The organism is Pseudidiomarina homiensis, assembly GCF_003987225.1.
GTDB classification, from domain to species: Bacteria; Pseudomonadota; Gammaproteobacteria; order Enterobacterales; family Alteromonadaceae; genus Pseudidiomarina; species Pseudidiomarina homiensis.
The window spans coordinates 1,553,409-1,577,954 of record NZ_PIPX01000001.1; the positions used below are offsets into that span (position 1 = coordinate 1,553,409).

23 protein-coding genes are annotated in these 24,546 nt (G+C 49.6%); 9 read left to right on the plus strand and 14 right to left on the minus strand.

Translation table 11 applies throughout. From position 1 onward, the window contains the following. Positions 1-62: 62 nt before the first annotated feature. Both rsmD and CWI70_RS07445 read left to right on the plus strand, forming a co-directional pair. On the plus strand, positions 63-695 hold the full coding sequence (gene rsmD / locus CWI70_RS07440; protein ID WP_126771917.1) for a 16S rRNA (guanine(966)-N(2))-methyltransferase RsmD: 633 nt from the start codon (positions 63-65) through the stop codon (positions 693-695). After that, positions 692-970 carry a DUF1145 domain-containing protein gene (locus CWI70_RS07445; RefSeq protein ID WP_126771919.1) on the plus strand — a complete coding sequence of 93 codons (279 nt, stop codon included), beginning with the start codon at positions 692-694 and terminating at the stop codon, positions 968-970. The genes rsmD and CWI70_RS07445 overlap by 4 nt, the downstream gene beginning before the upstream one ends. On the opposite strand, the gene CWI70_RS07450 is transcribed toward CWI70_RS07445, so the two are convergent. Genes CWI70_RS07450 through CWI70_RS07460 form a run of 3 tightly spaced genes read right to left on the minus strand, consistent with a single transcriptional unit; the run spans position 967 to position 2,165 of the window. After that, on the minus strand, positions 967-1,584 hold the full coding sequence (locus tag CWI70_RS07450) for a YjaG family protein (protein ID WP_126771921.1): 618 nt from the start codon (positions 1,582-1,584) through the stop codon (positions 967-969). The genes CWI70_RS07445 and CWI70_RS07450 overlap by 4 nt on opposite strands. A gap of 10 nt (positions 1,585-1,594) precedes the next feature. Then, positions 1,595-1,918, minus strand: coding sequence for a type II toxin-antitoxin system RelE/ParE family toxin (locus CWI70_RS07455; protein WP_126771923.1), 324 nt, complete (start codon positions 1,916-1,918; stop codon positions 1,595-1,597). After that, a complete protein-coding gene (locus CWI70_RS07460) occupies positions 1,908-2,165 on the minus strand; it encodes a type II toxin-antitoxin system ParD family antitoxin (protein WP_126771925.1) in 258 nt (85 codons plus the stop codon). The genes CWI70_RS07455 and CWI70_RS07460 overlap by 11 nt, the downstream gene beginning before the upstream one ends. Positions 2,166-2,304: 139 nt before the next feature. On the opposite strand from CWI70_RS07460, the gene CWI70_RS07465 reads away from it, so the two are divergent. Then, a complete protein-coding gene (locus CWI70_RS07465; protein WP_126771927.1) occupies positions 2,305-3,222 on the plus strand; it encodes a pyridoxal-phosphate dependent enzyme in 918 nt (305 codons plus the stop codon). 23 nt (positions 3,223-3,245) lie between these two features. Here CWI70_RS07465 and CWI70_RS07470 read toward each other — a convergent pair whose 3' ends face one another. From CWI70_RS07470 to CWI70_RS07485, 4 genes are all read right to left on the minus strand, one after another. After that, the gene (locus tag CWI70_RS07470) at positions 3,246-3,680 is read right to left on the minus strand and encodes a VOC family protein (RefSeq protein ID WP_126771929.1); all 435 of its coding nucleotides are present in this window, start codon (positions 3,678-3,680) and stop codon (positions 3,246-3,248) included. A gap of 24 nt (positions 3,681-3,704) precedes the next feature. Beyond that, positions 3,705-3,914: a hypothetical protein gene (locus CWI70_RS07475; protein ID WP_126771930.1), complete on the minus strand. Its 210-nt coding sequence runs from the start codon at positions 3,912-3,914 to the stop codon at positions 3,705-3,707. Positions 3,915-4,007: 93 nt separating this feature from the next. After that, positions 4,008-5,171, minus strand: a complete 1,164-nt coding sequence (locus CWI70_RS07480) for a cystathionine gamma-synthase (RefSeq protein WP_126771932.1) — start codon at positions 5,169-5,171, stop codon at positions 4,008-4,010. Positions 5,172-5,174: 3 nt separating this feature from the next. After that, positions 5,175-6,233, minus strand: a complete 1,059-nt coding sequence (locus tag CWI70_RS07485; RefSeq protein ID WP_241967838.1) for a PLP-dependent cysteine synthase family protein — start codon at positions 6,231-6,233, stop codon at positions 5,175-5,177. 66 nt (positions 6,234-6,299) lie between these two features. Between CWI70_RS07485 and CWI70_RS07490 the strand changes: the two genes are divergently transcribed. Continuing rightward, complete coding sequence (locus tag CWI70_RS07490) at positions 6,300-6,893, plus strand: hypothetical protein (protein ID WP_126771934.1); 594 nt, start codon at positions 6,300-6,302, stop codon at positions 6,891-6,893. 20 nt (positions 6,894-6,913) lie between these two features. After that, positions 6,914-7,927 (plus strand): low-specificity L-threonine aldolase, encoded by a 1,014-nt coding sequence (ltaE, locus tag CWI70_RS07495; protein WP_373567103.1) that lies wholly within the window; start codon positions 6,914-6,916, stop codon positions 7,925-7,927. A 14-nt stretch (positions 7,928-7,941) separates the two neighbouring features. Here the strand turns inward: ltaE and CWI70_RS07500 are convergent, their stop codons facing one another. Next, positions 7,942-9,477, minus strand: coding sequence for a YifB family Mg chelatase-like AAA ATPase (locus CWI70_RS07500; RefSeq protein ID WP_126772829.1), 1,536 nt, complete (start codon positions 9,475-9,477; stop codon positions 7,942-7,944). A gap of 192 nt (positions 9,478-9,669) precedes the next feature. Between CWI70_RS07500 and CWI70_RS07505 the strand changes: the two genes are divergently transcribed. Beyond that, complete coding sequence (locus CWI70_RS07505; RefSeq protein ID WP_198677664.1) at positions 9,670-11,397, plus strand: bifunctional diguanylate cyclase/phosphodiesterase; 1,728 nt, start codon at positions 9,670-9,672, stop codon at positions 11,395-11,397. Between the two features lie 90 nt (positions 11,398-11,487). Next, positions 11,488-12,021 (plus strand): PepSY-associated TM helix domain-containing protein, encoded by a 534-nt coding sequence (locus CWI70_RS07510; RefSeq protein ID WP_126771938.1) that lies wholly within the window; start codon positions 11,488-11,490, stop codon positions 12,019-12,021. Here CWI70_RS07510 and CWI70_RS07515 read toward each other — a convergent pair. From CWI70_RS07515 to CWI70_RS07525, 3 genes are all read right to left on the minus strand, one after another. Beyond that, on the minus strand, positions 12,004-13,920 hold the full coding sequence (locus tag CWI70_RS07515) for a TonB-dependent receptor domain-containing protein (protein WP_126771940.1): 1,917 nt from the start codon (positions 13,918-13,920) through the stop codon (positions 12,004-12,006). The genes CWI70_RS07510 and CWI70_RS07515 overlap by 18 nt on opposite strands. Positions 13,921-13,989: 69 nt before the next feature. Then, the gene (locus tag CWI70_RS07520; RefSeq protein WP_126771942.1) at positions 13,990-17,256 is read right to left on the minus strand and encodes a VPS10 domain-containing protein; all 3,267 of its coding nucleotides are present in this window, start codon (positions 17,254-17,256) and stop codon (positions 13,990-13,992) included. 133 nt (positions 17,257-17,389) lie between these two features. Next, positions 17,390-18,133, minus strand: coding sequence for a ferredoxin--NADP reductase (locus tag CWI70_RS07525; protein ID WP_126771944.1), 744 nt, complete (start codon positions 18,131-18,133; stop codon positions 17,390-17,392). An 80-nt stretch (positions 18,134-18,213) separates the two neighbouring features. On the opposite strand from CWI70_RS07525, the gene CWI70_RS07530 reads away from it, so the two are divergent. After that, positions 18,214-18,879: a hypothetical protein gene (locus tag CWI70_RS07530; protein ID WP_198677665.1), complete on the plus strand. Its 666-nt coding sequence runs from the start codon at positions 18,214-18,216 to the stop codon at positions 18,877-18,879. Here CWI70_RS07530 and CWI70_RS07535 read toward each other — a convergent pair. After that, positions 18,876-19,127, minus strand: coding sequence for an accessory factor UbiK family protein (locus CWI70_RS07535; RefSeq protein ID WP_126771947.1), 252 nt, complete (start codon positions 19,125-19,127; stop codon positions 18,876-18,878). The two genes, CWI70_RS07530 and CWI70_RS07535, sit on opposite strands and share 4 nt — an antisense overlap. A gap of 127 nt (positions 19,128-19,254) precedes the next feature. On the opposite strand from CWI70_RS07535, the gene rep reads away from it, so the two are divergent. Beyond that, the gene (rep, locus tag CWI70_RS07540) at positions 19,255-21,267 is read left to right on the plus strand and encodes a DNA helicase Rep (protein ID WP_126771949.1); all 2,013 of its coding nucleotides are present in this window, start codon (positions 19,255-19,257) and stop codon (positions 21,265-21,267) included. On the opposite strand, the gene CWI70_RS07545 is transcribed toward rep, so the two are convergent. Both CWI70_RS07545 and CWI70_RS07550 read right to left on the minus strand, forming a co-directional pair. Further along, positions 21,264-23,840 carry a sensor domain-containing phosphodiesterase gene (locus tag CWI70_RS07545; RefSeq protein ID WP_126771951.1) on the minus strand — a complete coding sequence of 859 codons (2,577 nt, stop codon included), beginning with the start codon at positions 23,838-23,840 and terminating at the stop codon, positions 21,264-21,266. The two genes, rep and CWI70_RS07545, sit on opposite strands and share 4 nt — an antisense overlap. A 195-nt stretch (positions 23,841-24,035) precedes the next feature. Further along, positions 24,036-24,419: a c-type cytochrome gene (locus CWI70_RS07550; protein WP_126772831.1), complete on the minus strand. Its 384-nt coding sequence runs from the start codon at positions 24,417-24,419 to the stop codon at positions 24,036-24,038. Between the last annotated feature and the right edge of the window lie 127 nt (positions 24,420-24,546).

The following is a 24,546-nucleotide window of genomic DNA, read 5'->3' on the forward strand; positions in this document are numbered from 1 at the left end:
ACGCTGGCCGACGGCATCTGCACTTGCCGCTCGCGACAGTCTGAATTGAGGGTTACTTTAGCATGCGACGGCAGTCACACAAGCAGAAAAAAACAGCACGCGCTAGTGTCAGCCAGTTGCGAATTATTGGCGGTACTTTGCGTGGCCGGAAGTTAGCCATCGCAGACTTGCCTGGCCTGCGCCCCACCACCGACCGCGTGCGCGAAACGGTGTTTAACTGGCTGCAATTCGACATTGCCGGGCAACGCTGCCTCGACCTGTTTGCCGGCACTGGAGCGCTGGGTTTTGAAGCGCTGTCGCGCGGCGCCAGCGAGGTGGTGCTTATTGAGCAGCAACGGCAAGCGGCGCAAACCCTGCGCCAGCACGCGCAAGAGCTCAATCCGCAATGTGTGGGAACGCTATCCGTAGAAAATACTGATGCGCTTAACAAGTTAAAAACCCGAGCCGCAGCACCCTTCGATATTGTCTTTGTCGACCCGCCCTTTCGCAGCGACTTAGCTGCACCGAGCTGCGCACTTTTGCAAGAAAACGGCTATGTGCATGACGCTAGCTGGGTCTATTTGGAAACTGAGAAAGAGTGGCCGCTACAGGTGCCCGCAAACTGGTCACTGGAACGTGAGAAAATCGCAGGGCAAGTCTGTTATCGACTGTTTTTAGTAAAGGACTCAAGCGAGTCGAACGAGGAAAAAGAATGAGTGCTTTAGTTTGGGTAGGCCGTGTTGTGTTTGCAGTGATTTGGGGCGCTATGTTGGCCAATTTGGTGTGGCCTTTTCCCGGCAAAGGCTATGCTCTATTTCTTATTTTATTGTTCTTGCTGATTGCCCTACATCTATTACAGCTGCTGATGTTTGCGACGGTTTACCGCGAACACATCCAATGGCGCCGCGGTGACTACTGGCAGATTATGTTATTTGGTGTTATCGGCTGGTTAGCGATCGTGCAAGCCCAGCCGAAACGTAAAGCGTCTTAGCTTTCGCTATCTCGCTCCATACCAATGTTGGTGATCCCTTCGGTCACCACCATTTCTTGCAATTGGCGCACCATCGCTTGGCTTGGTGGCGCTTTACTCGCCTGCATAGCCTCTAAAAAATCGACCAACGCTTGCTGCACTTCGATTTCGTAGACCGCAAGCTCATGCTCGCGGAGCATTTGGCGGCGCGCATCGGGTTCCATTTCTGCACCCTCGGTCAACTCTAAAAACTTCGCCACGCCAGCTTGCGACACCTTGGCAACACTAACGAGATCCGCCTCATTTTTATCGATAAAACCTTGCAACATAATGCTAATCGCAGTGCAGGCATCCATCGCCGGATACACTCCCAACATGTCGTGGCCGTGCTCACTTGGCGTTATATCGTCGACCTTCTCTTGCCAGCGACTGAAATTCACTTTCACTTTCTTGCCTTGCCAACTCCAATCCCAGCAAGCGTTCAGGGCACCACGCAACGGCTGCGGGTCGCCAAATCCCGTGACTTGATGAAACAATTCATAATTTGGATACATGCGTTCGCACAAGTACAAAGCCGCCAAAACCTGGTAACCAAAATCGAGTTCGCGCAGTCGCTGAAAAGTGTTAAGTGCCAAAGTGTTATCCTTAATCTGTATCTGATGGTGTTCTGGCTAAGTAATCCGATGCATTCATTTGTTGATGTAGAATTCGCACGACAAAAATGTCGTCCGTGTCGCATCGATAATAGATAGTATGCTGATGATGCTCGTGCCGACGTAAGTCACCCAATGAATCCGCAAATAATTCCTCACAACTCCTTCCTAACTGCGGATAAGCAACAAGGATTTCAAGCTTTTGTTTAAGTTCATGAAGGTATTTATCTGCTTGTTTTGCGCCAAACTGGAGTAAGGTGTAGCCATAGATATTGGCAAAATCTGCCGCCGCAAGTCGCGATAATTTATAGGCCATGCTTACGTTTCACTTGTTGCGCAATCGCATCAAGCGATAATTCACTCTCGCCGCTTGCGGCGCCAGCCTCTAATGCATAACGTAAGGCATTGACCTGTGCTTCTTGCTGTTCCAGCAACCGTAACGCCGAACGCACCACTTCGCTGGTTGAGCCATAGCGACCGGAGTTCACAAGCTCTTCGACAAACTCATCGAGCTGAGCACCTATGGTGATGCTTGTTGTCCGCGACCGAGATGAATTCGCCATGACTATCTCCTGTGTGAATAGTTAACACAGTATAGCAAAGATAAAGGATTGTACCCTGCGATTTTCGTCAGTACACTCGATGTATTGAGGAATTTCTCGAGCTTGCCCCGCAGTAGAACTGCGGGCTACAGGGTGGACCATGGTTGATTTTAAGCAAGTGAGTGCGGCGGCGGATCGTATTGCCGCACGGGCGGTTCGAACGCCGGTGAAACAGAGCCAAGCATTAGATACAGCTTTGGGCTGCCACGTTTACCTTAAGTGCGAGAATGAACAAAAGAGCGGCGCTTTTAAGTTTCGCGGCGCATGTAACGCACTGCTGCAACTGTCCCCTGAACAACGTGCCCAAGGCGTCGTTACCGTATCTTCGGGTAACCACGGCGCGGCGCTTGCTGCCGCTGGCCAGCTGCTCGGTGTTCATGTGACCGTCGGCGTCGCTAAGAACGCTTCACCGGTGAAACGCACCAATATGCTGCGCTATGGAGCAGAAATCATCGCCATAGAGCCCGGCATGAAGGCTCGTGAGGCTTTTATTGCTGAACAGTTGGCGCAGGGGGCAATCGTCATCCCGCCGTATGACCATCCGGATATCATCGCTGGCCAAGGCTCCGCTGCTTTGGAACTTATGGAAGCGTATCCGCATCTATGGGGCATCGTGACACCGCTCGGTGGCGGCGGTTTGTTGAGTGGCAGTTGCTTGGTTGCTGAACATTACGACGCTTCTTGCTATGGCGTAGAGCCTGAGCTTGCCAGTGACGGTAAACAGTCCCTTGAGGCTGGCGAAATTCAGCCCGCCATGCCACCGCAAAGTAGTTGTGACGGTCTACTTACCAGCTTAGGCAAACACACTTTTGCGATCATCAAAGAAAAAGTTTCAGATATTCTGCTCGTGAGCGATGCCGAAGCACAAGCAGCACAAGAGTTAGTTGAAGCAACCACAGGTATGTGGATAGAACCCAGCAGCGCCACCGTCATCGCCGCCCTCAAACGCTATCCCGAGATCTTCAAAGAAAAACAAGTAGGCGTCATCATCAGTGGCGGCAACTGCGCTAAGTCTTAATGAACAGCAAACAGCGTCTTTCGTCACTTCGCGAAGAGCCCCGACAGATCAGCAAACGCCTTAAACTCCAACGCATTTCCGCTAAAGTCATAGAAAAACATTGTTGCTTGTTCGCCTGGCTGGCCTTCAAACCGAATATGAGGCTCAATGACAAACTTGATACCAGCTGCGGCAACACGGTCAGCTAAAGCGCGCCAGTCGTCCATGGTTAAGACCACACCAAAATGCGGAACCGGAACTGCGTGGCCGTCAACAGGATTATGATGCGCAACACCAGTGCGCTCAGGGGCAAGATGAGTCACGAGTTGATGACCGTAAAAATCCCAGTCCACCCATTCCTCGGCTGAGCGACCTTCGCTGCAACCAAGAATGGTGCCATAAAACTCGCGAGCGCGAGCAATATTATCAACTGGAATCGCTAAATGAAAAGGTCGTAAGGCAGAATCGACTGAACTCATTAACGGATCTCGTATGTAAGATTTTTAGTGTTTGAGTGTCATCACTGCAGTTGGGCGACGCCACATACGCACACCCACGGCAGTTACTAATAACATCCAATTCAGTGGTGGAACCATTCCACACAATAGTACGGCAAGCATACTCCACAATGGCTGGCGATAATGACGACCGACCAGCACATAAAACAACAATGCCGCCACTAAACCTTGTAATAAAAGAAGGCTAAGAGGCATAGGATAACCCTTGTTTCTGTGTCTGTTTTTATTGTCGGATTAGCCTACCGTAACTTCACGCAATTGTAAAAGAATGTAAATGCTCTTTTAATATCAAGCGCTTAGCGCCTGATCTAAGTCAGCAATTAAATCTTCTACGTCTTCGATGCCCACCGAAATACGTACGAAATTATCAAGAATTCCCAATTTTTCCCGGTTCTCTTTTGGAATCGAAGCATGGGTCATGATCGCCGGATGCTCAATCAAACTTTCCACTCCACCGAGACTCTCGGCAAGTGCAAAAATCTCCACACTTTCAAGGAAGCGACGCGCCTTTTCGATGTCGCCTTTGAGTAGAATCGAGATCATGCCACCAAAGCCTGACATTTGGCGTTTCGCCAACTCGTGCTGCGGGTGACTTTCAAGACCAGGGAAAATAACTTTCTCTACTTGTGGGTGCTGCTCAAGCCACTGGGCGATGGTCATTGCCGCTTCGTTATGGGCTTTCATGCGTAGCGCTAAGGTTTTCACGCCACGTAACGCAAGGTAGCTATCAAATGGACCCGCGACCGCACCAACAGAGTTCTGCAAGAATGCCATTTGTTCCGCAAGCTCTTCGTTATCACCAACGACCGCTACACCGCCCACCATGTCTGAGTGACCGTTCAGGTACTTTGTCGCCGAGTGCATCACAATATCAGCACCGATAGCTAATGGCAGTTGGTTATAGGGCGTTGCAAACGTATTATCGACGACCACGATAATGTTGCGGCCTTTTGCCACGTTCACGATCGCTTCGATGTCGACCAGTTTCAGCATTGGATTACTTGGTGTTTCTACCCAAATCATCCGGGTTTTGTCAGTGATCGCCGCTTCAACTGCACTGATATCGCTCAAATCCACATAAGAGAAATCAAGCCCAGCAGAGCGCCCACGAACCTTATCAAACAAACGGAAAGTTCCGCCGTATAAATCGTCCATTGCTACCACATGGTCGCCGCTATCGAGCAATTCCATAATGGTTGACGTTGCCGCCATACCAGAACCAAAAGCGAATCCGCGACTACCGCCTTCAAGGCTTGCCACTGCACGTTCCCAAGCAAATCGGGTTGGATTATGCGAGCGCGAATATTCAAAACCTTTGTGTACGCCTGGGCTTTCCTGAATGTACGTCGAGCTAGTAAAGATCGGTGGCATCACGGCGCCGGTCGCTGGCTCAGGTGCCTGGCCGCCATGAATAGTCTTGGTTGCGAATTTCATCTTCTTAGCGTCTGCCATTCCTTACTCCTCCAGCAGATTTTGAGCGGCCATCCACTCGTCATTGTATAGTTTCGATAAATAGCGGTTACCCGTGTCACAAGCCAAGGTCACCACACGCTTCGGCTCGGTCTGTTCACGACAATAACGTAATGCAGCAGTAATCAAGGTGCCGCTTGATGAACCCACCATCACGCCTTCTTTTACGAGTAACTCACGCGCTGTTTGAAATGCGTCTTTGTCGCTAACCGCATAAGCTTTGTTGGCTAATTTGATATCGCAAATGTCAGGTATAAAGTCCTCACCAATACCTTCAGCAAGCCAGCTCCCCGCCTCTACTGTTTCGCCACGGTTCACTAATGGCTCTAAAATGGACCCCTCTGGATCGGCCAAAACCAAATCGATGTCAGCGTTTTGTTCTCGCAAATAACGGCCGATACCGGTAAGCGTACCGCCTGAGCCAACGCCACAAACAAAGGCGTCTAGATCGCCCTCCATTTGGTTCCAAATCTCCGGCCCAGTTGTTTCATAATGCGCTTTAACGTTGGCTTCGTTGGCAAATTGGTTCACGTAAAAGTAGCCATTTTCCTCAGCTAAACGCGCCGCCATATCTTGATAGTACTCAGGATGACCTTTTTGTACGTCTGAGCGCGTGCGCACAACATCTGCGCCCATAGCTTTCAAGTTATTGACCTTCTCAGCCGACATTTTGTCAGGCATCACGATTTTTAAAGGGTAACCTTTGCTCGCCGCAACCAAAGCTAAGCCGAGACCGGTGTTACCCGCCGTGGCTTCAATGATCGTCATGCCCGGCTTGAGCTTGCCTTCTTTTTCGGCAGCTTCAATCATGCTTACAGCGATGCGGTCTTTTATCGACCCACCTGGATTCATGAGTTCCAGCTTGAGATAGAGCTCACATGGACCCGTGTCCATGTTGCTGACTTTCACCATTGGCGTGTTGCCAATCATTTCGAGTACGTTTTGATAAACTCGCATGTTATTTGGTCCATTCTCTTTGCAAAGTTGCCGCATTATCGCACGATGGTGCCCTAAGATGCCAATCACAGACGCTACTTGCATCATGCTTTTTGCTATAAGTTATGGCACATTAGTTTTATCTTTTGCGAACCGACTGCCCAAGGGGGCAACATGACTCTACCATCAGTAAATTGCAAAGCTGGCCTACTTGCTTGTGCGACATTAGCTGTCGCGGCATGCCAACCACCGCAACCATCAACCCATGATGCCTTTATGGCTAAGTTCCAACCCTATTGTGGCAAAGCCTATGCCGCCGAAGTGGTCGCTGACAATCAGCCTAGTGAGGCATGGCAGCAGGAACTTGTGGTACATATTCGCGACTGTGAAGCCAACGTCATTCGTATGCCGTTGCACGTCGGTGAAGACCGCTCTCGCACGTGGGTGCTCACGCGCACCGAACAAGGTATCGATTTCCAGCACATTCACCTACATGAAGACGGCACCCCAGATGATGTTTCGCCGTACGGTGGTCATACTGTGGCTAGTGGTGACGAGAACATGCAAGCCTTTCCGGTTGACGAAGCCAGCAAAGCCTTATTTACGTTAAACGGCCTCGATGTCTCGACCAACAACACTTGGATTATCTCGTTCGAGGGCGAGACCATGTATTATGAGCTCACTCGCCCAGGCCGCGAATTTAGGGTGGCGGTCGACTTGTCGCAACCAATAGCCGAGCCACCAGCCGCTTGGGGTTATCAGCCTTAGTCTTATTGAAGGAGCCGTGTGTGATTCTTGATTTACGTAGCGATACCGTCACGCAACCCACCGCTGCCATGCGCGAAGCTATGGCTGCGGCACCTGTTGGTGATGATGTTTTCGGCGATGACCCAACGATTAATGCCTTGCAAGAGCGAGTTGCTGCTATGGCTGGCAAGGAAGCAGCGCTTATTGCCAGTAGCGGTACGCAAACCAACTTGTTGGCCTTACTAAGTCATTGCCAACGCGGTGAGGAGTATTTGGTCGGTCAGGAATACCACACCTATCGCTACGAAGCCGGCGGCGCCGCGGTGCTTGGTGGTATTGTGCCACAACCCTTTGAAGTCGACGCTGACGGCACCTTAGATTTAGCCGCCGTCGAAAAGCGTATTAAACCTGATGACCCGCACTTTCCGATTACGCGGTTGTTAGCGCTTGAGAATACGCATACCGGTAAAGTTATTCCGCAAACCTACATGCAGCAAGCTCGGACCTTGGTTGATAAACACGGTTTGCAGTTACATTTAGACGGCGCGCGTATTTTTAATGCGGTTATCGCCACCGGCAGCTCCCTAAAGGAGCTTTGTGAGCCATTCGATAGCGTGTCGATTTGCTTCTCGAAAGGTCTCGGCACACCCATTGGTTCAGTTTTAGCCGGCGATCGAGACTTCATCGCCCGCGCACACCGTTGGCGTAAAATGCTTGGCGGCGGTATGCGTCAAGCGGGCATCGTTGCAGCCGCTATGGACTACGCACTCGAGCATCATGTGGAGCGTTTAGCCGATGACCACGCCAATGCCTTGGCTCTCGCTGAAGGCTTAAGCCAACTGGAAGGCCTTCGCGTCGAGCCAGCGCAAACCAACATGGTCTATGTGAACTTCGAGTCTGCCGAGCAAGCTAAGAAAGTAAGTGAACACTTACGCAAACACGATATTGTGGTAGGCACCGCTCAGCGCATGCGCCTTGTCACCCATTTAGGCATCCCTGCGACAGCAATCGAGCAAATTGTTGCAGCGTTCCGCAACGCACTGGCTCAGAATTAATTCGCCAACGAGCATCAGAGCTCCTGTAACTGTTGTAGCAAGCGATCCAGCGCGCGGTAACTTAACGCTTCCGCCAAATGGGTTTTATTCATGTGCTCAACCTCGGCGGCATCAGCGATGGTGCGCGCCAAGCGTAAAACGCGGTGGTAAGCGCGGTGCGAAAGCTTAAACCGTTCAATAGCCGCAACCAGAAAGCTATGGTCGTCGTCGCTCAAACGGCAATACTCAGCCAATTGGGCGGTCTTGAGTTCCGAGTTCAAACAACCTTGGCGTCGCATTTGTAACTCCCGGACTTTGCTTACTTGCTTGCGCAATGCTGGCGTCTGTGGCTGTTGCTGTTGATGTTGTTGCTTCAATACATCGGGCTGCCGCGGTACATCTACTTGCATATCCACGCGGTCCAGCAAAGGCCCCGAGAGCCTACCGAGGTAACGCGTTATTTGATCAGGTGTGGCACGAGCACTCGCTAAGGTGCCGTCAAAGTGTCCACAGGGTGAAGGATTCAGAGCACACACTAATTGAAACTGCGCCGGAAAGGTTGCTTGGTAGCCAGCGCGGCTGATCGACACCTGCCCTGACTCCAATGGCTCGCGCAGCGAATCAAGTACGTGCCGCGAGAATTCAGGGAGTTCATCGAGGAACAATAGCGACTTATGCGCTAACGAAATCTCGCCAGGTTGTGGTGGCGAGCCGCCACCCACTAAAGCCGCCGCAGAACAAGAGTGATGCGGTGAACGCAAGTTGCGTTCGAGCCATGCGCTGGGATGTTCAGCATTGTAATTATGCCCTGCAACACTGCGGATCGCGGCAACCTCAAGACCTTCGGTATCGGAAAGTGGTGGCAGTAACCCTAATAAGCGCTGCGCCAGCATCGTTTTACCAGTACCCGGTGGCCCTACGAACAGCACGTGGTGCCCGCCCATCGCCGCCAAAATCAATGCTCGCTTGGCTTGCTCTTGGCCTATAACATCAGCTAAATCACCATAAAAATGGGGTTGCTCGTTAGGCTGTAATGGCGGTAAATGAGGTAAATGATGAGGCCCACGTAAATGCTCGGAAACATCGCGTAGGCTTTCAGCAGCAACACATTGTTGCTCGCGCACCACGCTCGCTTCGGTTTGATTAGCTAAGGGAATCACAGCTTCGCGCCCTTGCTCGCGACAGGCCAGCATAGCAGGCAGTATTCCCGGCACGCCGCGTAGTTCGCCATTCAGTGTGAGCTCGCCATAAAACTCACGAGAAACCACCGCTCTTTCACTAATTTGCCCGTCGGCAACCAAGATGCCAATAGCAATCGCTAAGTCATAACGCGCACCGTGCTTCGGTAAGTCTGCAGGAGCTAGATTGACGGTTATTTTTCTACCACGCGGAAATTCAAAGTCGCTCGCCTGAATCGCCGAACGTACCCTATCCCGCGCTTCGCGTACCCCAGCATGCGGCATGCCCACCACCGCAAAAGCTGGCAATCCCGAGGCCAAACAAACCTCTACCGTTACCAGAGGGGCTTCCATACCATAGAGCGCACGCGTAAACACCCGTGCAATTGAAATTGTCGTCCCTGCCATAACCCTGCCCTCCATGGCTAAAACCATAAGTCTAGCGCAGTCGAACTAGCGGTACCTGTGCGTTATGACCTCAATCGTTGTCATTCTATGCGCCGCTATAGGCGTGGTGTTCGGTCGTCATTTCTGTGTAATAAAGCTTGGTTAAATTACTTCCTATCACAAGCAGAGACGCAGCTTATGTCACTTGTCGAACTTATTAAAACACAGGCATTAACGACACATTATCAGCCAATAATCGACACCTACCGCTCACATTTAATCGGTTATGAAAGCTTAATTCGCGGGCCTGTTGGACATCGCTTGGAACGTCCCGACACATTATTCGCGGAGTCCGAGGCTCTCGCGCTACGTGATACTTTAGAGCAGTACTGTTTAATTGCTGCAGTGCGCAATTTCGATGCCAAGCAGTTTTCAGGGTCTTTATTCATCAATATCAACCCGAATTTACTATTACAGCCCGATTGTTTAGCTGTTTTAAATGCTCTCCCAGAACAAACGGCTGCCAGCATCATACTTGAGCTATCTGAACATTATCCTATTGAAAATATTCAAGAGCTTAAAGCACAAATGCATCGTTTGCGTGCCGTCGGTTACCGGTTTGCTATTGATGATTTAGGTGCAGGTCACTCGAGTTTTAAATTATGGGCTGAAGTGCGCCCCGATTATGTAAAACTCGACCGCTACTTTATAAGTGATATCAACAATAGTCCGTATAAACGAGAATTCGTTCAGCACATCGTCACGTTGGCGAAGAATCTACATGCGACAGTCATCGCTGAGGGTATAGAGACGCAAGAGGAGTTAAGACAATTACAGAAATTGGGTATCTATGCCTCTCAAGGCTTTTTGATTGGCCGACCAAGCCCTTCGCCCATAGCGGTACACACCTTAACCGAACGTATCAGCCATGATGACGTGGCGGACCGCTACGACGCACTAAGCACCTTACTTGAATCGACCACGGTGATCTGTAGCGACCGCTGTATCGCCGATATTTTAGATTATTTCGAGCAAAATAAACGCTTAATCGCAATCCCTGTGGTAGACCAAGGTAAAACCGTTGGTATTATTCGTCGCGGTCAATTTATGGAGCTGATGTCAACACCATTTGGGCGTCCCTTATTTGCACGTAAGCCAGCACGTACTGTGATGCAAGCCAACTTCTTAGTCGTCGATGTTCGGGCACCTCTCGAGCAAGCCAGTGCATTGTTGACCGAAAACGAAGACACCTTCGAGCAACAAATCTTGATAGCCACTAACCAAGACGAATATGCAGGCATTATTCCAGTCGCTAGTTTACTTCGCCGCATCACAGAGCTCAAAATTCAAAACGCACGCTACGCAAACCCTCTCACGCTTTTGCCAGGAAACGTACCGATTAATCAAACTATTGATCAATACGTACATGATGGTGAACCCTTCTCAGTGCTTTATTTTGACCTGAATTTCTTTAAACCTTTTAATGATGAATACGGTTATCATCGCGGCGATGCCGTACTTCAGTTGTTTGCAAACCTACTCGAAGAGTATTTCCCCAAGAGTCATCATTTTGTAGGGCATGTTGGCGGCGACGACTTTATTGTTATTAGCCAAGAAAGCTCACCAAATCTCCAAACACTTAACTATTTAAAGAAAGCATTCCAAGAGCAAGTAAAATCTTTTTACAAGGCTCCGCATCTAAAAGATAATGGTATGGTAGGTCGTGCGAGAAATGGTCGTTTCCGCAAGTTTCCACTCCTCGATTTCTGTGTTGCTATTATCGCAATTCCCTCAGGGACCTCGCTCTCACATCAGGATATCGCCAGCACCGCTGCGCAAATGAAAGGGCGCGCAAAGAAAGCGAAAGATGGGATTGCTGTCTACCACACCCATCAGAAAACCCTTTCGAGTTTGACCAATGAGTAAATGGGGAGCCGGAAAGTCGCATAATGGTACTTTGCCATTTATTGTGGTGTGATTTTTTAGTATCTTCGCTACTCAACTGGGGGATCAAAAATGTCAACGTCACTTCGTAGAGCAAGCCGCACACTGCATTTGTGGATATCCCTGGGCATTTTTATTCCTGTGGTTATCGTCATTGGTAGCGGTTTATTATTACAAGTTAAAAAAGAAGTCGATTGGATCCAGCCTCCTACGCAAAAAATGGCAGAAGGCGAACCTTCACTAAGCTTTGCTGAAATTATCGATGCAGTTGCGCAAGTCCCTCAGGCAGAGCTTAAGAGCTGGGATGATATCGATAGGCTAGATGTTAGGCCAAGCAAAGGCATCATTAAAGTACGCGGAAATAACCACTGGGAAGTACAGCTAGATGCAAAGAGCGGTGATGTACTGCAAGTAGCCTACCGCCGTGCCGACACGATTGAAGCCATTCATGATGGCAGCTGGTTTTTTGAGGGTGCTAAACTCTACGTGTTTTTGCCCGCGGCTATTTTACTCTTCGTATTATGGATAACAGGGCTGGTGATGTTAGTCACCACGTTGAAGAGTAAATACCGCAAACACTACTATAGATCACAGCGACATCGTTAAGGTGAACTGCACACTCCTTCCCTGAGCAAACGCGGCTTGGTCATCGGCGCTCACATAATAGAGTTCATCGGTTACATTACGTATGCTAGTGCTGAAAACAGTGTGCTCAGTCAGTTGCCACGAGGCCCCAGCATTGACGATATACGCTTTCTCTAGTTTACGCTCACCCGCCGCCAACCGTGTTTTATCTGCCCTGTACTGCAATGTGGCAAATACTCGCATCACATCAAATTGATATTTAAGATCAATGCGTTGCGTGTTGGCGGGAATATCAGCAACGGTATTCCCCGCCTCGTCTATTCCCTTCACCCATGCACCACTTAAGGCAAGATTGAAGTGACTGTCGCTAGGTTGCCAGCTTAATTGATAATTCACGCCTTTAACGGTAGCGCGGTCGAGATTGGCATACTGCAACACATCTTTATTCAGTGATAAGCGTTCAATGTAATTATCAATGCGTTGATAAAACACACTAATGTCGCCGCTCAATTGACGACTGTTATAAGCTAATGCACCTTGCAGGTTAATGGCTTGTTCAGTCGCTAAACTGGCATCACCACGCACTGTTCCTCTTGGTGTTTCGCCAGAGAAAAAACGCTCGGTCAATGTTGGATTTCTAAACGCACTCGAAATATACAGGTTAGCTGACCAGTGTGGCGTGAGCGCATAGTTAGCTCCCGCAAAGCCACTGATGTTGGTGTTCGTACTATGCTGCCCCTTATTTTCTTGCCGCAACCAATCGAGGCGCACACCCGCCGCGAGCGCAACATTATTTATGCGACGGGATGTATCCACGACGCCTGCCAATGCCAGCTCATCTGCAGCAAGCGACTGCACACGATACACCAGTTGCTCTGCCAGAGTTAACTCACGTTCATCAATGACTACATTTTCCCGGCCGTTGAGTTGTAATTGCCAGTTCATTTGCCATTGGGCTAGTTTTGCCTTACTGCCTATATCTGCGCCAAAGTTCAGGGCTTTAGTGTTGCTTTGATTAATACGATCCCCCGGGCGCAGCGTGTTACTATCTAACTGCGATTGATGCCACCATAGATTGCCGGTAACCACAGAGCCGCTGTCGTTTGCCACTACATTATCGAAGGCAAAATTTAGCTTGCCAAGCCAGTGTCGATTGGTTGGATATGTGGTGATTTTATTCTGTGGGAAGTCGCTACTCGATTTACCGATATCTTGACTGTCTGAGTAGAGTGACCAAGCTTCTTTTAGCATCCCTTCTTCTGGACGGTGACGGACAAAGAGCGCGGCCTGCTCGTATTGGTCGAATAGCGTCATGCCGTGTGCATCTTTACCATTACCTGCGTTGCGATACGCCACTTTCCAATCGGTATTTCGATGAAAGTCCGTATAGCTATAGTCTTGCCCGCTCTGATTACTACTCCAGCCAACTTGTAACTGGTGTGCAAGTGCTTCTTTAATTCGCAAATTCACCGCACCACCAATAGCGCCTGATCCTAAGTAGGTCGAGGCGGCTCCCGGAATAACGGCTACCGAGCTAATAAAAGAAGGAGGAATAAAGTCAACACTCGCCCCCGCTCGGCGGTCACTTAGAATAGGGACACCGTCTATTAATGACTGAATTCGCCAGCGAGAAAAACCGCGGATACTGATGTTTTGTAGTTGTCCGCCCTGACCGTTGAGGCTTATTAATGGCGACTGTGTGAGCAAATCATTTAGATGCGTGGGACTCACCAAGTTTTCTTGATCATAATCGTACTGTGTGAAAATACGTGACAGCGTTTCGTGGTAATAAGGACGCTCCGCAGTTACGGTAACCCGCTCTACTTGCGGTGCAGTTTGTGCAGTCGAGCTCGGCACTAACACACAGCTAAGCGCGAGGAAGCTATAAGCTCGCAGAAGCACTGAAGAATTAAAGTTCATGTTATCCCGCAGCAAAAATAAAAACGGCAGTGCTAGCACCGCCGTTCCAATCACAATAAAGCTGTAAGTCTATTGCGTAATCACAGGTAAGCCTGGTGTCCACGGGCCACCAGCATCAACGACGTGCTGTTGTAGCGTAGGCACTTTCGTTTCCTGCAGCTCTTTCACGCGTTTGCTGACATCATCCAAGCCTTCATTAGCATAGCCTAACTGGTCTTGGTGCTGCTGCGTGGGGCCATAAGAAGAGCCCATTGCAGACCTTGCATACCCCAAACGGCTGGTAATGTTGGCCGGCTTAGCACCTTTGCGATCACGAGATTCTAGGCCGTAGAGCGCTCGATTCACCGCGTGAATCTCTGCTTGGAGCTCACCATACTGCGTTTCAAGTTGCGCGATGTCACCAGGCGTACGATCAATTGCCTCGCGTAATAACGCCATGGTCTCTTTCACGTTATTGAGTACGGTTGTCGTGGTAATTGCCCGCTTCTGCGCTGCTACTACCGCTCTATCATACTTAGCACGCACCTCTGCAGGCGCTCCTTCGAGTGCTCCTTCGTAGATAGATTCCAACACAAACTCTACCGGTTCGGTAAGCTGTGTAACGGTTGTCCCTTCACGCTTAAATAAGGTGGCCGAGTACGCGCCAGGCAATGCCATCAATGCGCCTCCAGAACGTCTACCTTCTTCACCAACAATCGCTGTAGTGTTCGCGTAGTTCATATCCCAAGTGACGCGGTGAAGCCCTTTCGTAGTGCTTCCCTCGACTCGGTCTACGAACTCACCATTGGCATCTGAAATTTCAAGATACACGGCAGGTTTAGGCTCTTGATTTTCTGCCTCCACCGCTTCCCAGCTTGGGTATTTAGGAAACTCGTTGTTCTCTTCAATAGCTTTTTTCTCAGCTTTTTGACGCTTCTCTTTGCTCGTTAACAGGCTGTCTTTTAAATAGTAAGTCAGCGTAGCTCCATGCGCAGGGTTTTTCGCGATAAAAGCATCATTACCATCGGTATCACTGTGGTTACCATCAAGTTGGAACCACTTAACCGGGCGACTAGGAGCAAATAACAATGCGTCTTGCTCCATGCTAGCTTCCGTCAAACCTCGAAGTGGCGCATAGTCATCGAGTATATAGATACCGCGGCCAAATGTTCCGGCCACTAAGTCGTTCTCACGACGCTGAATTTTCACGTCACGGGTCGCTATTGTTGGTATACCTCCATCAAGTTCAACCCACTCTTTACCACCATCAACGGTAAAGAAGACGCCAAATTCGGTACCGATAAACATGAGGTTCTTGTTTACGTGATCTTGCACAATACGCCAAACAAGATGTTTCTCTGGCAAGTCATCGGCTAACGAAGTCCAATTTCGACCCAAATTGGTCGACTTGATCAGGTACGGCTTATAATCACCATACTTGTGGTTATCCAGTGCGACGTAAACTGTATTGGCATCAAAGAGGTCAGCGCGAATATCATTCACGTAGGCAGTCGCTGGCACACCTTGGATGTCATCTAAGTCGATTTCCTTCCAGTTTTTACCACCATCAGAGGTAACTTGGATTAAGCCGTCATCGGTCCCAGCCCAAAGAATATTTTCATCTACTGGGCTCTCAGCAAAGTTGGCAATGGTATGGTATTCCGACATAGCATAGAGGTCCCATCCCGCTTCTACCGACCAGGTACGTCCCATCATGGGCATGTGCATGCGGTTGCCATCTTTGGTTAAATCGCCAGATAGTGGAGTCCAACTGTCACCGCGATCATCTGAACGCCACACACGCTGAGAGGCAAAATAGATACGCTTAGGATCGTGGGCTGACACGTTAATAGGTGCGTCCCAATTAAAACGCTCCGCTGGATCGCCGGGTAAAGGTTGTGGCTTGATATAAACACCTTCTTTGGTGGTCATATCGACACGAGTTAAATTACCCTGCTGCCATTGGGAATAGATGATATCTGGATTGCCAGGCTCAACCGCTGGTTGGTGGCCGTCGCCGCCAAGAGTTAAAAACCAATCTTTATTTTTAATTCCATCTTTACGAGCGGTACGCGATGGGCCGCCCTGCGTCGAGTTGTCTTGAGAGCCTCCATAAACGTTATAAAACGGTGTTGAATCGTCTGGCGCTACTTTATAAAACTGAGTGATCGGCAGGTTAGCCATAAACCGCCAGGTTTTCATTCTGTCGTGCGACATGTAGATACCACCATCAGACCCGATTAACACAAAATCAGGGTCAGTAGGGTGAAAGGCCATGGCATGATCATCCACATGCTTATGGGTGGTATCGATAGGCGCCCAGGTTTTACCTCCATCATCAGACACCTTGCTGTAATTACTTGCGATGTAAACACGGTCGAATTGATGCTGATCGGCAAATATTTCCTGATAATAATGAGGCCCCGTTCCGCCGCCTACTTCATCTGACATTTTCGTCCAGCTTGCGCCTTTATCTGCTGAGCGATAGAAGCCACCTTCACGGTTGTCGATTTCTATCGTGGCGTACAAAACATCAGGGTTCATTGGTGAAATGGCCATACCTATCTTACCTAGATTGCCTGTTGGCAAACCGGTTTTTAACTCGGTCCAGGTTTCACCGCCATCGTCCGAGGTATAGATGCCAGCGCCAGGCCCTGTACCCACATACGCTGCCACCGTGCGCTGACGGGACCACGTCGCCGCATAAAGTTTATCTGGATTACGCGGATCAATTAGTAAAGAGGTGACCCCTGTCCATTCATCCTCGGGGGTAAGTACCTGCTTCCAGCTATTACCGCCATCGGTAGTTTTGTACAAACCGCGTTCACCACCCTTGGTCCATAAAGGTCCTTGGGCTGAAGCCCACACAATGTCAGGGTTCGTAGGGTGAATGATGATGTCAGAAATATGCTCTGACTTGTTCAGCCCCATATTTTTCCATGTTTGACCTCCATCAAGCGATTTATAGACACCATCGCCAAAGCTGATATGGCGGCCACCATTGTTTTCGCCGGTACCGACCCAAATAATAGTTGAATCGCTTGGCGCAATAGTTACATCTCCGGTGGAGTAAACCGCTTGACTGTCGAATATGGGGGTCCAGGTCGTGCCCGCGTTCGTCGTTTTCCAAACACCGCCAGAGCCGACCGCTGTGTACCAAGTAGAGGGGTTGGTTTGGTCGACGGCAATATCTGCTATTCGCCCTGACATATAGGCAGGGCCTATGCCTCTTAACGCCATGGTCTTGAAGGTATTGCTACTAAAAATACCGTCATCGTTTTCTGATGTATCTGCAAGAGTGGACGCACAGGACAGCGCCATCGTGACAGCCACTGCGGCTTTTAGGATTGTTTTCATTATTATTGCCTAGTTTGAGGTCGTTAGGTTGTTTAAACTATAAGCTAGCGTAGCGTGATTCAATGGAATAAGCGACCAATGCACAAGTATGGGAGGCTAATGAATCAATAAACAACGGAGTAAAAAATAGCCTTTACCAGTAATGCTCCACTGTCACATTGCCCGGTTTGCGCCGCAGATTTTTCGGTAGGCCTTTGTCGGCGAGTACTTGCTTGGCGTCGCGGATCATGTCGGGGTTACCGCAGAGCATCACTTGTGCGTTTGCATCCAGCGTGTCACCCAAAGCTTTCTCGAGTTGACCGTCGAGAATCAATGCGGGGATGCGGCCACGCAACGCGCCAGCCGAGTCTTCACGGCTAACAACGGGCTGATAAGCAAGTTGTCCAGGATGCGCCGCAACCCAGTCAAGAATTTGCGCTTGGTACGCCAAGTCATCGGCATAGCGGACAGCATGGATAAGGTGAATACGTTTGAAGCGCTCATAGGGAATCATAGTGCTGAGCATCGACAAATACGGGCCAATACCAGTGCCGGTAGAGATTAACCATAAGCTATCGCCCTCTGGCACCTCGTTAAGCGTAAAGAATCCGGTCGGAGGTTGGCTCACTTGAATCGCTTGGCCAGCGCGCAGATCGTGTAGGCGCGGTGAAAACTCGCCATCGTGCACTCGGTTCACCAAAAAATCGAGAATCGGCTCTTGCGGTCCGTTCACCAAAGAATACGCCCGTTGAAAACGCTGCTCACCCTCTTGCAAACCCAAGCGCACAAACTGACCGGCAATAAACTCGAACGGTTCGGGCACTTTCACACGCAAACTGAAAAGTTCATTGTTCCAAGCGTAGTTTTCAACCACTTCGCCGGTCATCCATTGGGCCATGTGTTCACCTTTTGTGTTTCGTGTATCGCTGGGCTAACTTTGTTGATAGAGTACGCTTTTCTTTGTTTCGAGGCTAGGTTATGCGCGGGAAAATGTGGCTGATAATGCTGTTCAGTCTGCTTGCCATCAGTGGTTGTGGTGAACAACAAGCAACAAAAGTTGTGCGCTATTCGCAGCCTCAGGTCTGTGAATTTGCCACGACCATGGCGCAGCTTGATGCCCAACGCCCCGATCCGAAGCAACTGCGGTTTTTGAACGAGACCTGGCGAACATTGCTAACTGAAGAACGTTTTCGCCCAGATGAAAAGCCCATCGCAGCTCAGCGAATGACCGAGCTCAACTATTATTTGGCGCAGGATACGCTGCAACTGTTGGACAAGGTGCTTGGTATTACCGCGGAAACCTACGAAGAAATCGAAGCCTTGCGTCGTTTTGCCAGTAACCCCAAAGAAATGAAAGTCCCAGACTCAATGATTCGTAACTATCGCAATGCGGTGCAGGCATGCTGTGCCGATGCAGTGAGCCGTAACGCAACTGCATTATTGCGAGCAGAGAAAGAATCAGGGTTATATGCGGTGGGTCGTCGCGCTTATTTTATGCAGCGCGACGTGAATGCCTTACTGGATAACGAGCTCACTTTTGCTGATTACCGACAAAAGCTCGACGCGGCGAAAAGCAAGTTGCCAGCCATGGCACCTAAACTCAAGTTGGATACCGACTGGGTTACTTGCCGCAAGCAACGTTAATCTTTGTTCTCGGTGCCTTGTTGTAGCTGTTGAACCTGCTGTTCAAGTTGCTCAACACGCTGGCGTAAGCGCAACAATAATTGCTGCTGCACATCAAGCTCTTCGTGGGTGACCACATCTAGCTTACTCAGTTGCTGTTGCAAGATAGTCTTGATGCGTTGCTCCATATTTCCAGCAAAGTCTTTTACGCCAGATGGAATGCTGTCATTAATCTGCTTGGCGATGTCTTCAATTTTTTTCGCATCCATTTCAAACTCCTAGGGCGAATGTCGTAATAGTCTTTTAGCTTAGCAGGAGTTTGCGCTAAAATCTGCTGTTCTGTCGTTCAGCCACTGTGCTCCGTCAATAACGTGAAGTATAAAGAAAAGGAACTCCATGCAGCTCAACCCGCGCCAGCAAGAAGCCGTAAAAGCGATTAGCGGCCCCGTTCTCGTGCTCGCCGGCGCTGGTAGTGGCAAAACGCGCGTGATCACAGAGAAAATTGCCTACTTGATCACCAAGTGCAATTACCAAGCCCGCCACATTGCTGCGGTCACCTTTACCAACAAGGCTGCCCGTGAAATGAAAGAACGTGTAGGGCAAACCCTTGGGCGCCAATACACCCGTGGCCTCACGGTATCGACGTTCCACACTTTAGGCTTAAGTATTATCCGTAAAGAAGTGAAGCAACTTGGCCTCAAGTCAGGGTTTTCGCTGTTTGACGACCAAGACTCTTTTGCTTTGCTGAAAGCCCTTACCGAACCGGAATTGGATGGTGATAAGGACACGCTCAAGCGCTTGCAAAGCCAGATCAGCAACTGGAAAAATGCGATGCTGACACCGCAGCAAGCACTGTCGCACGCCAAGACGCCCGATGAAGAAGAGTTTGCCGAGTTTTACCGCCGTTACCAACAGAATATGCGCGCCTGTAATGCGTTGGACTTTGATGACTTGATCTTGCTACCGACACAATTGCTGGCAACGAATGAGCATTCGCGTCTACGCTGGCAGAAAAAATTCCAGTACCTGTTAGTCGACGAATACCAAGACACCAATACCTCACAGTACCAGTTGGTGAAGTTACTCGTTGGCGAACGCGCACGCTTCACGGTGGTTGGTGACGACGACCAATCTATTTACTCTTGGCGTGGCGCGCAGCCGCAGAATCTTGCACTATTGCAAAAAGATTTTCCCAGCTTACAGGTGATCAAGCTCGAGCAAAACTATCGCTCGCACGGCCGTATCTTAAAAGCGGCGAACATTCTGATCGAAAATAACCCGCACGTGTTCGACAAAAAGCTCTTTTCGGAAATGGAGTACGGGGTACCGCTGCGAGTGATCTACGGCCGTAATGAAGAGCATGAAGCCGAACGGGTGGTCGCCGAAATAGTGCGTCGGCGCTTTTTAGAACGCACGCCCTACTCGCACTTTGCCGTGCTCTATCGCGGTAATCACCAATCACGAATATTCGAAAAGGCGTTGTTAACCAACCGTATTCCGTACCGCATGACCGGCGGCCAAAGCTTCTTCGCTCGCGCTGAAGTAAAAGACATCATGGCCTACTTGCGGTTGCTGGTGAACCCGACCGACGATACTGCGTTTATTCGTATCGTCAATGTACCCAAGCGAGGGGTTGGCCCGCATACCGTTGAACGCATTGGTGAACTGGCGCATGAGCTGCATTGTAGCCTGCTCGAAGCAGCGCAACATCAGGCGTTAAAAACCCGCTTAGGTAGTCGTGAATACCAGTCGGTACAGCTTTTTACCCACCTCATCGGCCAAACGGCACGCCGCTGCGACGACAGCTCCGAAGTCATGTCAGCCCTGTACCATTTGATTAAAGAGATTGGCTACGAAGAATGGCTTTACGAAATGAGTCCCAGCCAAGCCGCCGCCGAAATGCGCTATAAAAATATCAGTGAGCTTTTGCGTTGGGTCGGCGAAATGCTTAAGGGTGACGACGAGCATGAACCATTAAATCTCGAGCAAGCAGTGGCCAAACTTTGCCTACGTGATCTAATGTCCCGCCACGAAGAAGAGGATGGCGGTGATCAGGTGCAACTTATGACCCTGCACGCCTCGAAAGGTCTTGAATTCCCGCATGTGTTTTTGGTTGGGATGGAAGAAGGTTTGTTACCTCACCAGTCGAGCATTGATGACAATATGGTCGAAGAAGAACGGCGCTTAGCCTATGTTGGTATTACCCGTGCGCAACAGTCGCTGATGTTCACTATGGCCAAAGAACGCCGACAGTACGGTGACGTGATCCGGCCAGAGCCAAGTCGATTTTTATTTGAATTACCGCAGGATGACTTGGAGTGGGAAGGAAAAACACCGATAACAGCCGAAAAAGAAGAAGAAACACGTGCGAGCGGTCTAGCGATGTTGCGCAGCGCATTAAAAAATTAAATCGCTTCTTGTTTGCTCTTGGTCGGTAACCAGCGAGGTTCGCCTAATTGCTTGCCGACACCCAACTGCACACCAGCACTACGCAACGCTTGAAGCTGTTCGGGGGTATCGACACCGGCGGCAGCAATCGTGATGGACAACTCTTGGCAAAGGTTGACAACGTTACGTACCATTACTCCTGCTCGCTCCGAGCGTGCGGTTTCACCAACGAAACGTGGATCGAGTTTCACATGCGTAAATGGGTAATTTAACAAATACTGTAAAGCCCCCGAACTGCGGCCAAATTCATTCAAAGCTAACCCAACTCCAGCATCCGCTAGGGTCCGCAAAGCTGTCAGTTGCCGCTTGGAATTGTCATTCAACTCCGTTTCACTGAATTCAAACACCAGCAATTCAGGTTTCACACCAACTTTACGGATAATCTCTAGCAACGCCTTCACGTCAGCGAGTTTATAGAGATGTTTCGTTGAAAGACTCACGTAGATAGGAATCGTTAACCTTTCTTCCTGCACAATCTCGCAACAGCGGGTAAGCATCCAGTGATCAAGCTGCAAGATCATCCCGGTCTTTTCGGCCACATTTAAAAAGCTTTGCGCAGTCAAAAGTTGATCGCCACGCTGCCAGCGCACGAGTACCTCGCGAGCACGCGGCTGCTCGGTAGTTAATGACACCAAATCAAACTGTTGTAAGACAAAGTCTTGGTCAAACTGGGCATGACGTAATTCAGTTTCACGATGTAACGAGGCAACGAGGTCTTTGTGAATACTTTCATCAAACACCACGTAGCGTCCACGCCCCATGCTCTTGGCTTGGTACATCGCCGCGTCAGCATCGCGCAGTAAACGCTCTGCGGAGTCGTTGCGTGACTTGCACTCGGCAATCCCCACACTGGCACCGGAATAATGCTCAGTTTCGCCAAACACGAAAGGTTTGCGCATATGCTCAATAATACGTCCGGCGACCTCGCGAGCATCATCAATGTGGTGGATTAAGTTGAGTAATATAACGAACTCATCACCACCTAAACGGGCAACGGTGTCATTATCTCGTACGCACTCACCGATACGCCGACTCGCTTCAAGCAAAAACTCATCGCCGGCCGAATGACCTAGAGAATCATTGATGTCTTTGAAACGATCAAGGTCGACGAATAACACGGCAAAATTATGCGTTGGGAAACGACGTTTTTGGTTCAATGCTTGCTGTAAACGCTCAGTGAACATGGAGCGATTAGGTAAACCCGTCAACGTATCGTGGTGGGCATCGTAGAAGAGCTTTTCTTCGATTTTTTTCCGCCGTTCAATCTCATTTACGAGCTCTTCGGTGCGTTCAGCAACCTTCTTCTCGAGAAAAGCATTTACGCGCTTCACTTCATCCGCATTACGGCGACGCTCGAGGGCCACCGCTACATGCTGCGATACAAAGTTAAGGACTTCGAGATCGTCTTGCTTGTAGTTCACTTGGTCCTTGTACGTTTGCACCGACAGAACCCCAATCACTTCATCGTCGACAACCAACGGAGAACCTAACCATTGGGTTGGCTGTGAACCATAATACTTTGTCGGCCCCTCGACAGCTCCCTGTTGCACCAATCGCGCATAAGCCTCTTCATCAATGAACACCGGCTGTTTGGTTTTAATAACATACTCGGTCATGCCCTTACCAAGCGGTCGACTATCCACCAGTTGCTGGTCGCGTTCATCCACGTAATAAGGAAAGCGGATGTGCCGTTGATCATCGTCAAGCAATGCGACGAAGAAGTTATCATTGTTCATGAGCTGGCCGATTTGCGCATGAAGTTGCGCAAAGAAGGTACTCATGTTTTCTGAGGTATTGGTGAGCTCTGAAATCGCATAAAGGACTGCCGAAAGCTTCTCGGCGCGTTTACGTTCGGCAATTTGCTCTTCGAGGTTGCGGTTAATATCGCGCAGATTCGCCGTTTGCCGATCGATCTCTTCGCGCATAAACTCGCGCTGGCGAATACGTTCTAGCGCATTCACGATGTGCTGTGAGACGAACATAAAGAGCTCTTTATCGTTCGTCGTATAGCCCACGTCCTTCGTGTAGCTTTGCACCACCATGGCACCAATCACACGGTCGCCACTACACAACGGCACGCCTAGCCAGTCCACCGGCGGTGAACCTAAATCTCTTATTTCACCTTGCGCAACCAGCTCACTGAAGTTCTGTTCATTCAGCAAAAAGGGCTCGCCGGTACGCATCACATACCCCGTCAACCCTTGACGCAAAACATCGGCGGGAAATTCTTCGTTACTAGGTAAGGCGTCATATTCATCAACAAAGTAGACGAATCGAACCGTATCATCCGCATTGTCATACAAGCAGACAAAGAAATTCTTCGCCATCATCAACTCATCAATAATGGCATGCAGTGCAGGATAAAATTCGGACATGTCTCGCGCGGAAGACGCGAGCTCGGAAATACGGAATAAAGCTTTTTGTACCACTTCTGATTGACGGTACTTTAAGGCTATGTTTTTCAGGCGTACAACAGCCTTACGCAGGCGCGTAATTTCAGGTTGATCAACTTGAGGCTGCTGGCTGTTGTTCATCGGCTTTTAGTAAGCTCTTTGTTTATTTTTTAATCTGTTTTTATGTTTTTTTGTGAACAAACAATCGCCCGATTATATCTTTACATTTGCTTACAAGAAAGGACTTTGATGTATTTTTCGCCATTCATTTGCTGAATAGCGAATAAAAAAAACCGCCGAAGCGGTTTTTTGTGTTGTTATACAAGTGGTTCGTCCCTAAATATCGGCAACCATATAATCAATAGCAGCTTGAATTTCGTCATCACTGCAATCGCCACAGGTACCTTTTGGAGGCATAGCGTTATAGCCTTCAATAGCGTGTTTCAATACGGTTTCCATGCCTTGCGCAAGACGCGGTTCCCAATCAGCTGCATTGTTCATTTTCGGTGCACCAAGCACGCCACCGGTATGGCAAGCTGCACAATAGGTGTTGTAAACCTGTTCCCCAGAACGTGCGCCACCCGCACTTGCACCACTGTCAGCAGCAGCGGCAGCGTCACCGGTGCGGACTTGACCAATCGGCGCGATACGTTTTGCAATGTCTTCGTTGCTATCTTGCGGTAACATAGTGGCACCCGCGCTGCCGACCACAAATGCCATTGCAGCGGCGAGGAAACGACCAGATTTTACGACTTTAAATACGTTCACAGTGGACTCCTGTTGCATATCGATGAGCTTGCACGCTCACAAAGTTGTTGCGATTATAGCCAGATTCCGTCCAAGGTTA

What these genes read in the sequence shown, in the direction of transcription:
- CWI70_RS07545 (WP_126771951.1), bottom strand. Translation starts at nt 23,840, where the DNA reads ATGAACAACAGCCAGCAGCCTCAAGTTGATCAACCTGAAATTACGCGC.
- CWI70_RS07445 (WP_126771919.1), top strand. Translation starts at nt 692, where the DNA reads ATGAGTGCTTTAGTTTGGGTAGGCCGTGTTGTGTTTGCAGTGATTTGG.
- CWI70_RS07510 (WP_126771938.1), top strand. Translation starts at nt 11,488, where the DNA reads ATGTCAACGTCACTTCGTAGAGCAAGCCGCACACTGCATTTGTGGATA.
- CWI70_RS07530 (WP_198677665.1), top strand. Translation starts at nt 18,214, where the DNA reads ATGCGCGGGAAAATGTGGCTGATAATGCTGTTCAGTCTGCTTGCCATC.
- CWI70_RS07455 (WP_126771923.1), bottom strand. Translation starts at nt 1,918, where the DNA reads ATGGCCTATAAATTATCGCGACTTGCGGCGGCAGATTTTGCCAATATC.
- CWI70_RS07480 (WP_126771932.1), bottom strand. Translation starts at nt 5,171, where the DNA reads ATGGCAGACGCTAAGAAGATGAAATTCGCAACCAAGACTATTCATGGC.
- CWI70_RS07460 (WP_126771925.1), bottom strand. Translation starts at nt 2,165, where the DNA reads ATGGCGAATTCATCTCGGTCGCGGACAACAAGCATCACCATAGGTGCT.
- rep (WP_126771949.1), top strand. Translation starts at nt 19,255, where the DNA reads ATGCAGCTCAACCCGCGCCAGCAAGAAGCCGTAAAAGCGATTAGCGGC.
- CWI70_RS07465 (WP_126771927.1), top strand. Translation starts at nt 2,305, where the DNA reads ATGGTTGATTTTAAGCAAGTGAGTGCGGCGGCGGATCGTATTGCCGCA.
- CWI70_RS07525 (WP_126771944.1), bottom strand. Translation starts at nt 18,133, where the DNA reads ATGGCCCAATGGATGACCGGCGAAGTGGTTGAAAACTACGCTTGGAAC.
- CWI70_RS07475 (WP_126771930.1), bottom strand. Translation starts at nt 3,914, where the DNA reads ATGCCTCTTAGCCTTCTTTTATTACAAGGTTTAGTGGCGGCATTGTTG.
- CWI70_RS07535 (WP_126771947.1), bottom strand. Translation starts at nt 19,127, where the DNA reads ATGGATGCGAAAAAAATTGAAGACATCGCCAAGCAGATTAATGACAGC.
- CWI70_RS07505 (WP_198677664.1), top strand. Translation starts at nt 9,670, where the DNA reads ATGTCACTTGTCGAACTTATTAAAACACAGGCATTAACGACACATTAT.
- CWI70_RS07470 (WP_126771929.1), bottom strand. Translation starts at nt 3,680, where the DNA reads ATGAGTTCAGTCGATTCTGCCTTACGACCTTTTCATTTAGCGATTCCA.
- CWI70_RS07485 (WP_241967838.1), bottom strand. Translation starts at nt 6,233, where the DNA reads ATGATGCAAGTAGCGTCTGTGATTGGCATCTTAGGGCACCATCGTGCG.
- CWI70_RS07515 (WP_126771940.1), bottom strand. Translation starts at nt 13,920, where the DNA reads ATGAACTTTAATTCTTCAGTGCTTCTGCGAGCTTATAGCTTCCTCGCG.
- CWI70_RS07520 (WP_126771942.1), bottom strand. Translation starts at nt 17,256, where the DNA reads ATGAAAACAATCCTAAAAGCCGCAGTGGCTGTCACGATGGCGCTGTCC.
- CWI70_RS07550 (WP_126772831.1), bottom strand. Translation starts at nt 24,419, where the DNA reads ATGGCATTTGTGGTCGGCAGCGCGGGTGCCACTATGTTACCGCAAGAT.
- rsmD (WP_126771917.1), top strand. Translation starts at nt 63, where the DNA reads ATGCGACGGCAGTCACACAAGCAGAAAAAAACAGCACGCGCTAGTGTC.
- CWI70_RS07490 (WP_126771934.1), top strand. Translation starts at nt 6,300, where the DNA reads ATGACTCTACCATCAGTAAATTGCAAAGCTGGCCTACTTGCTTGTGCG.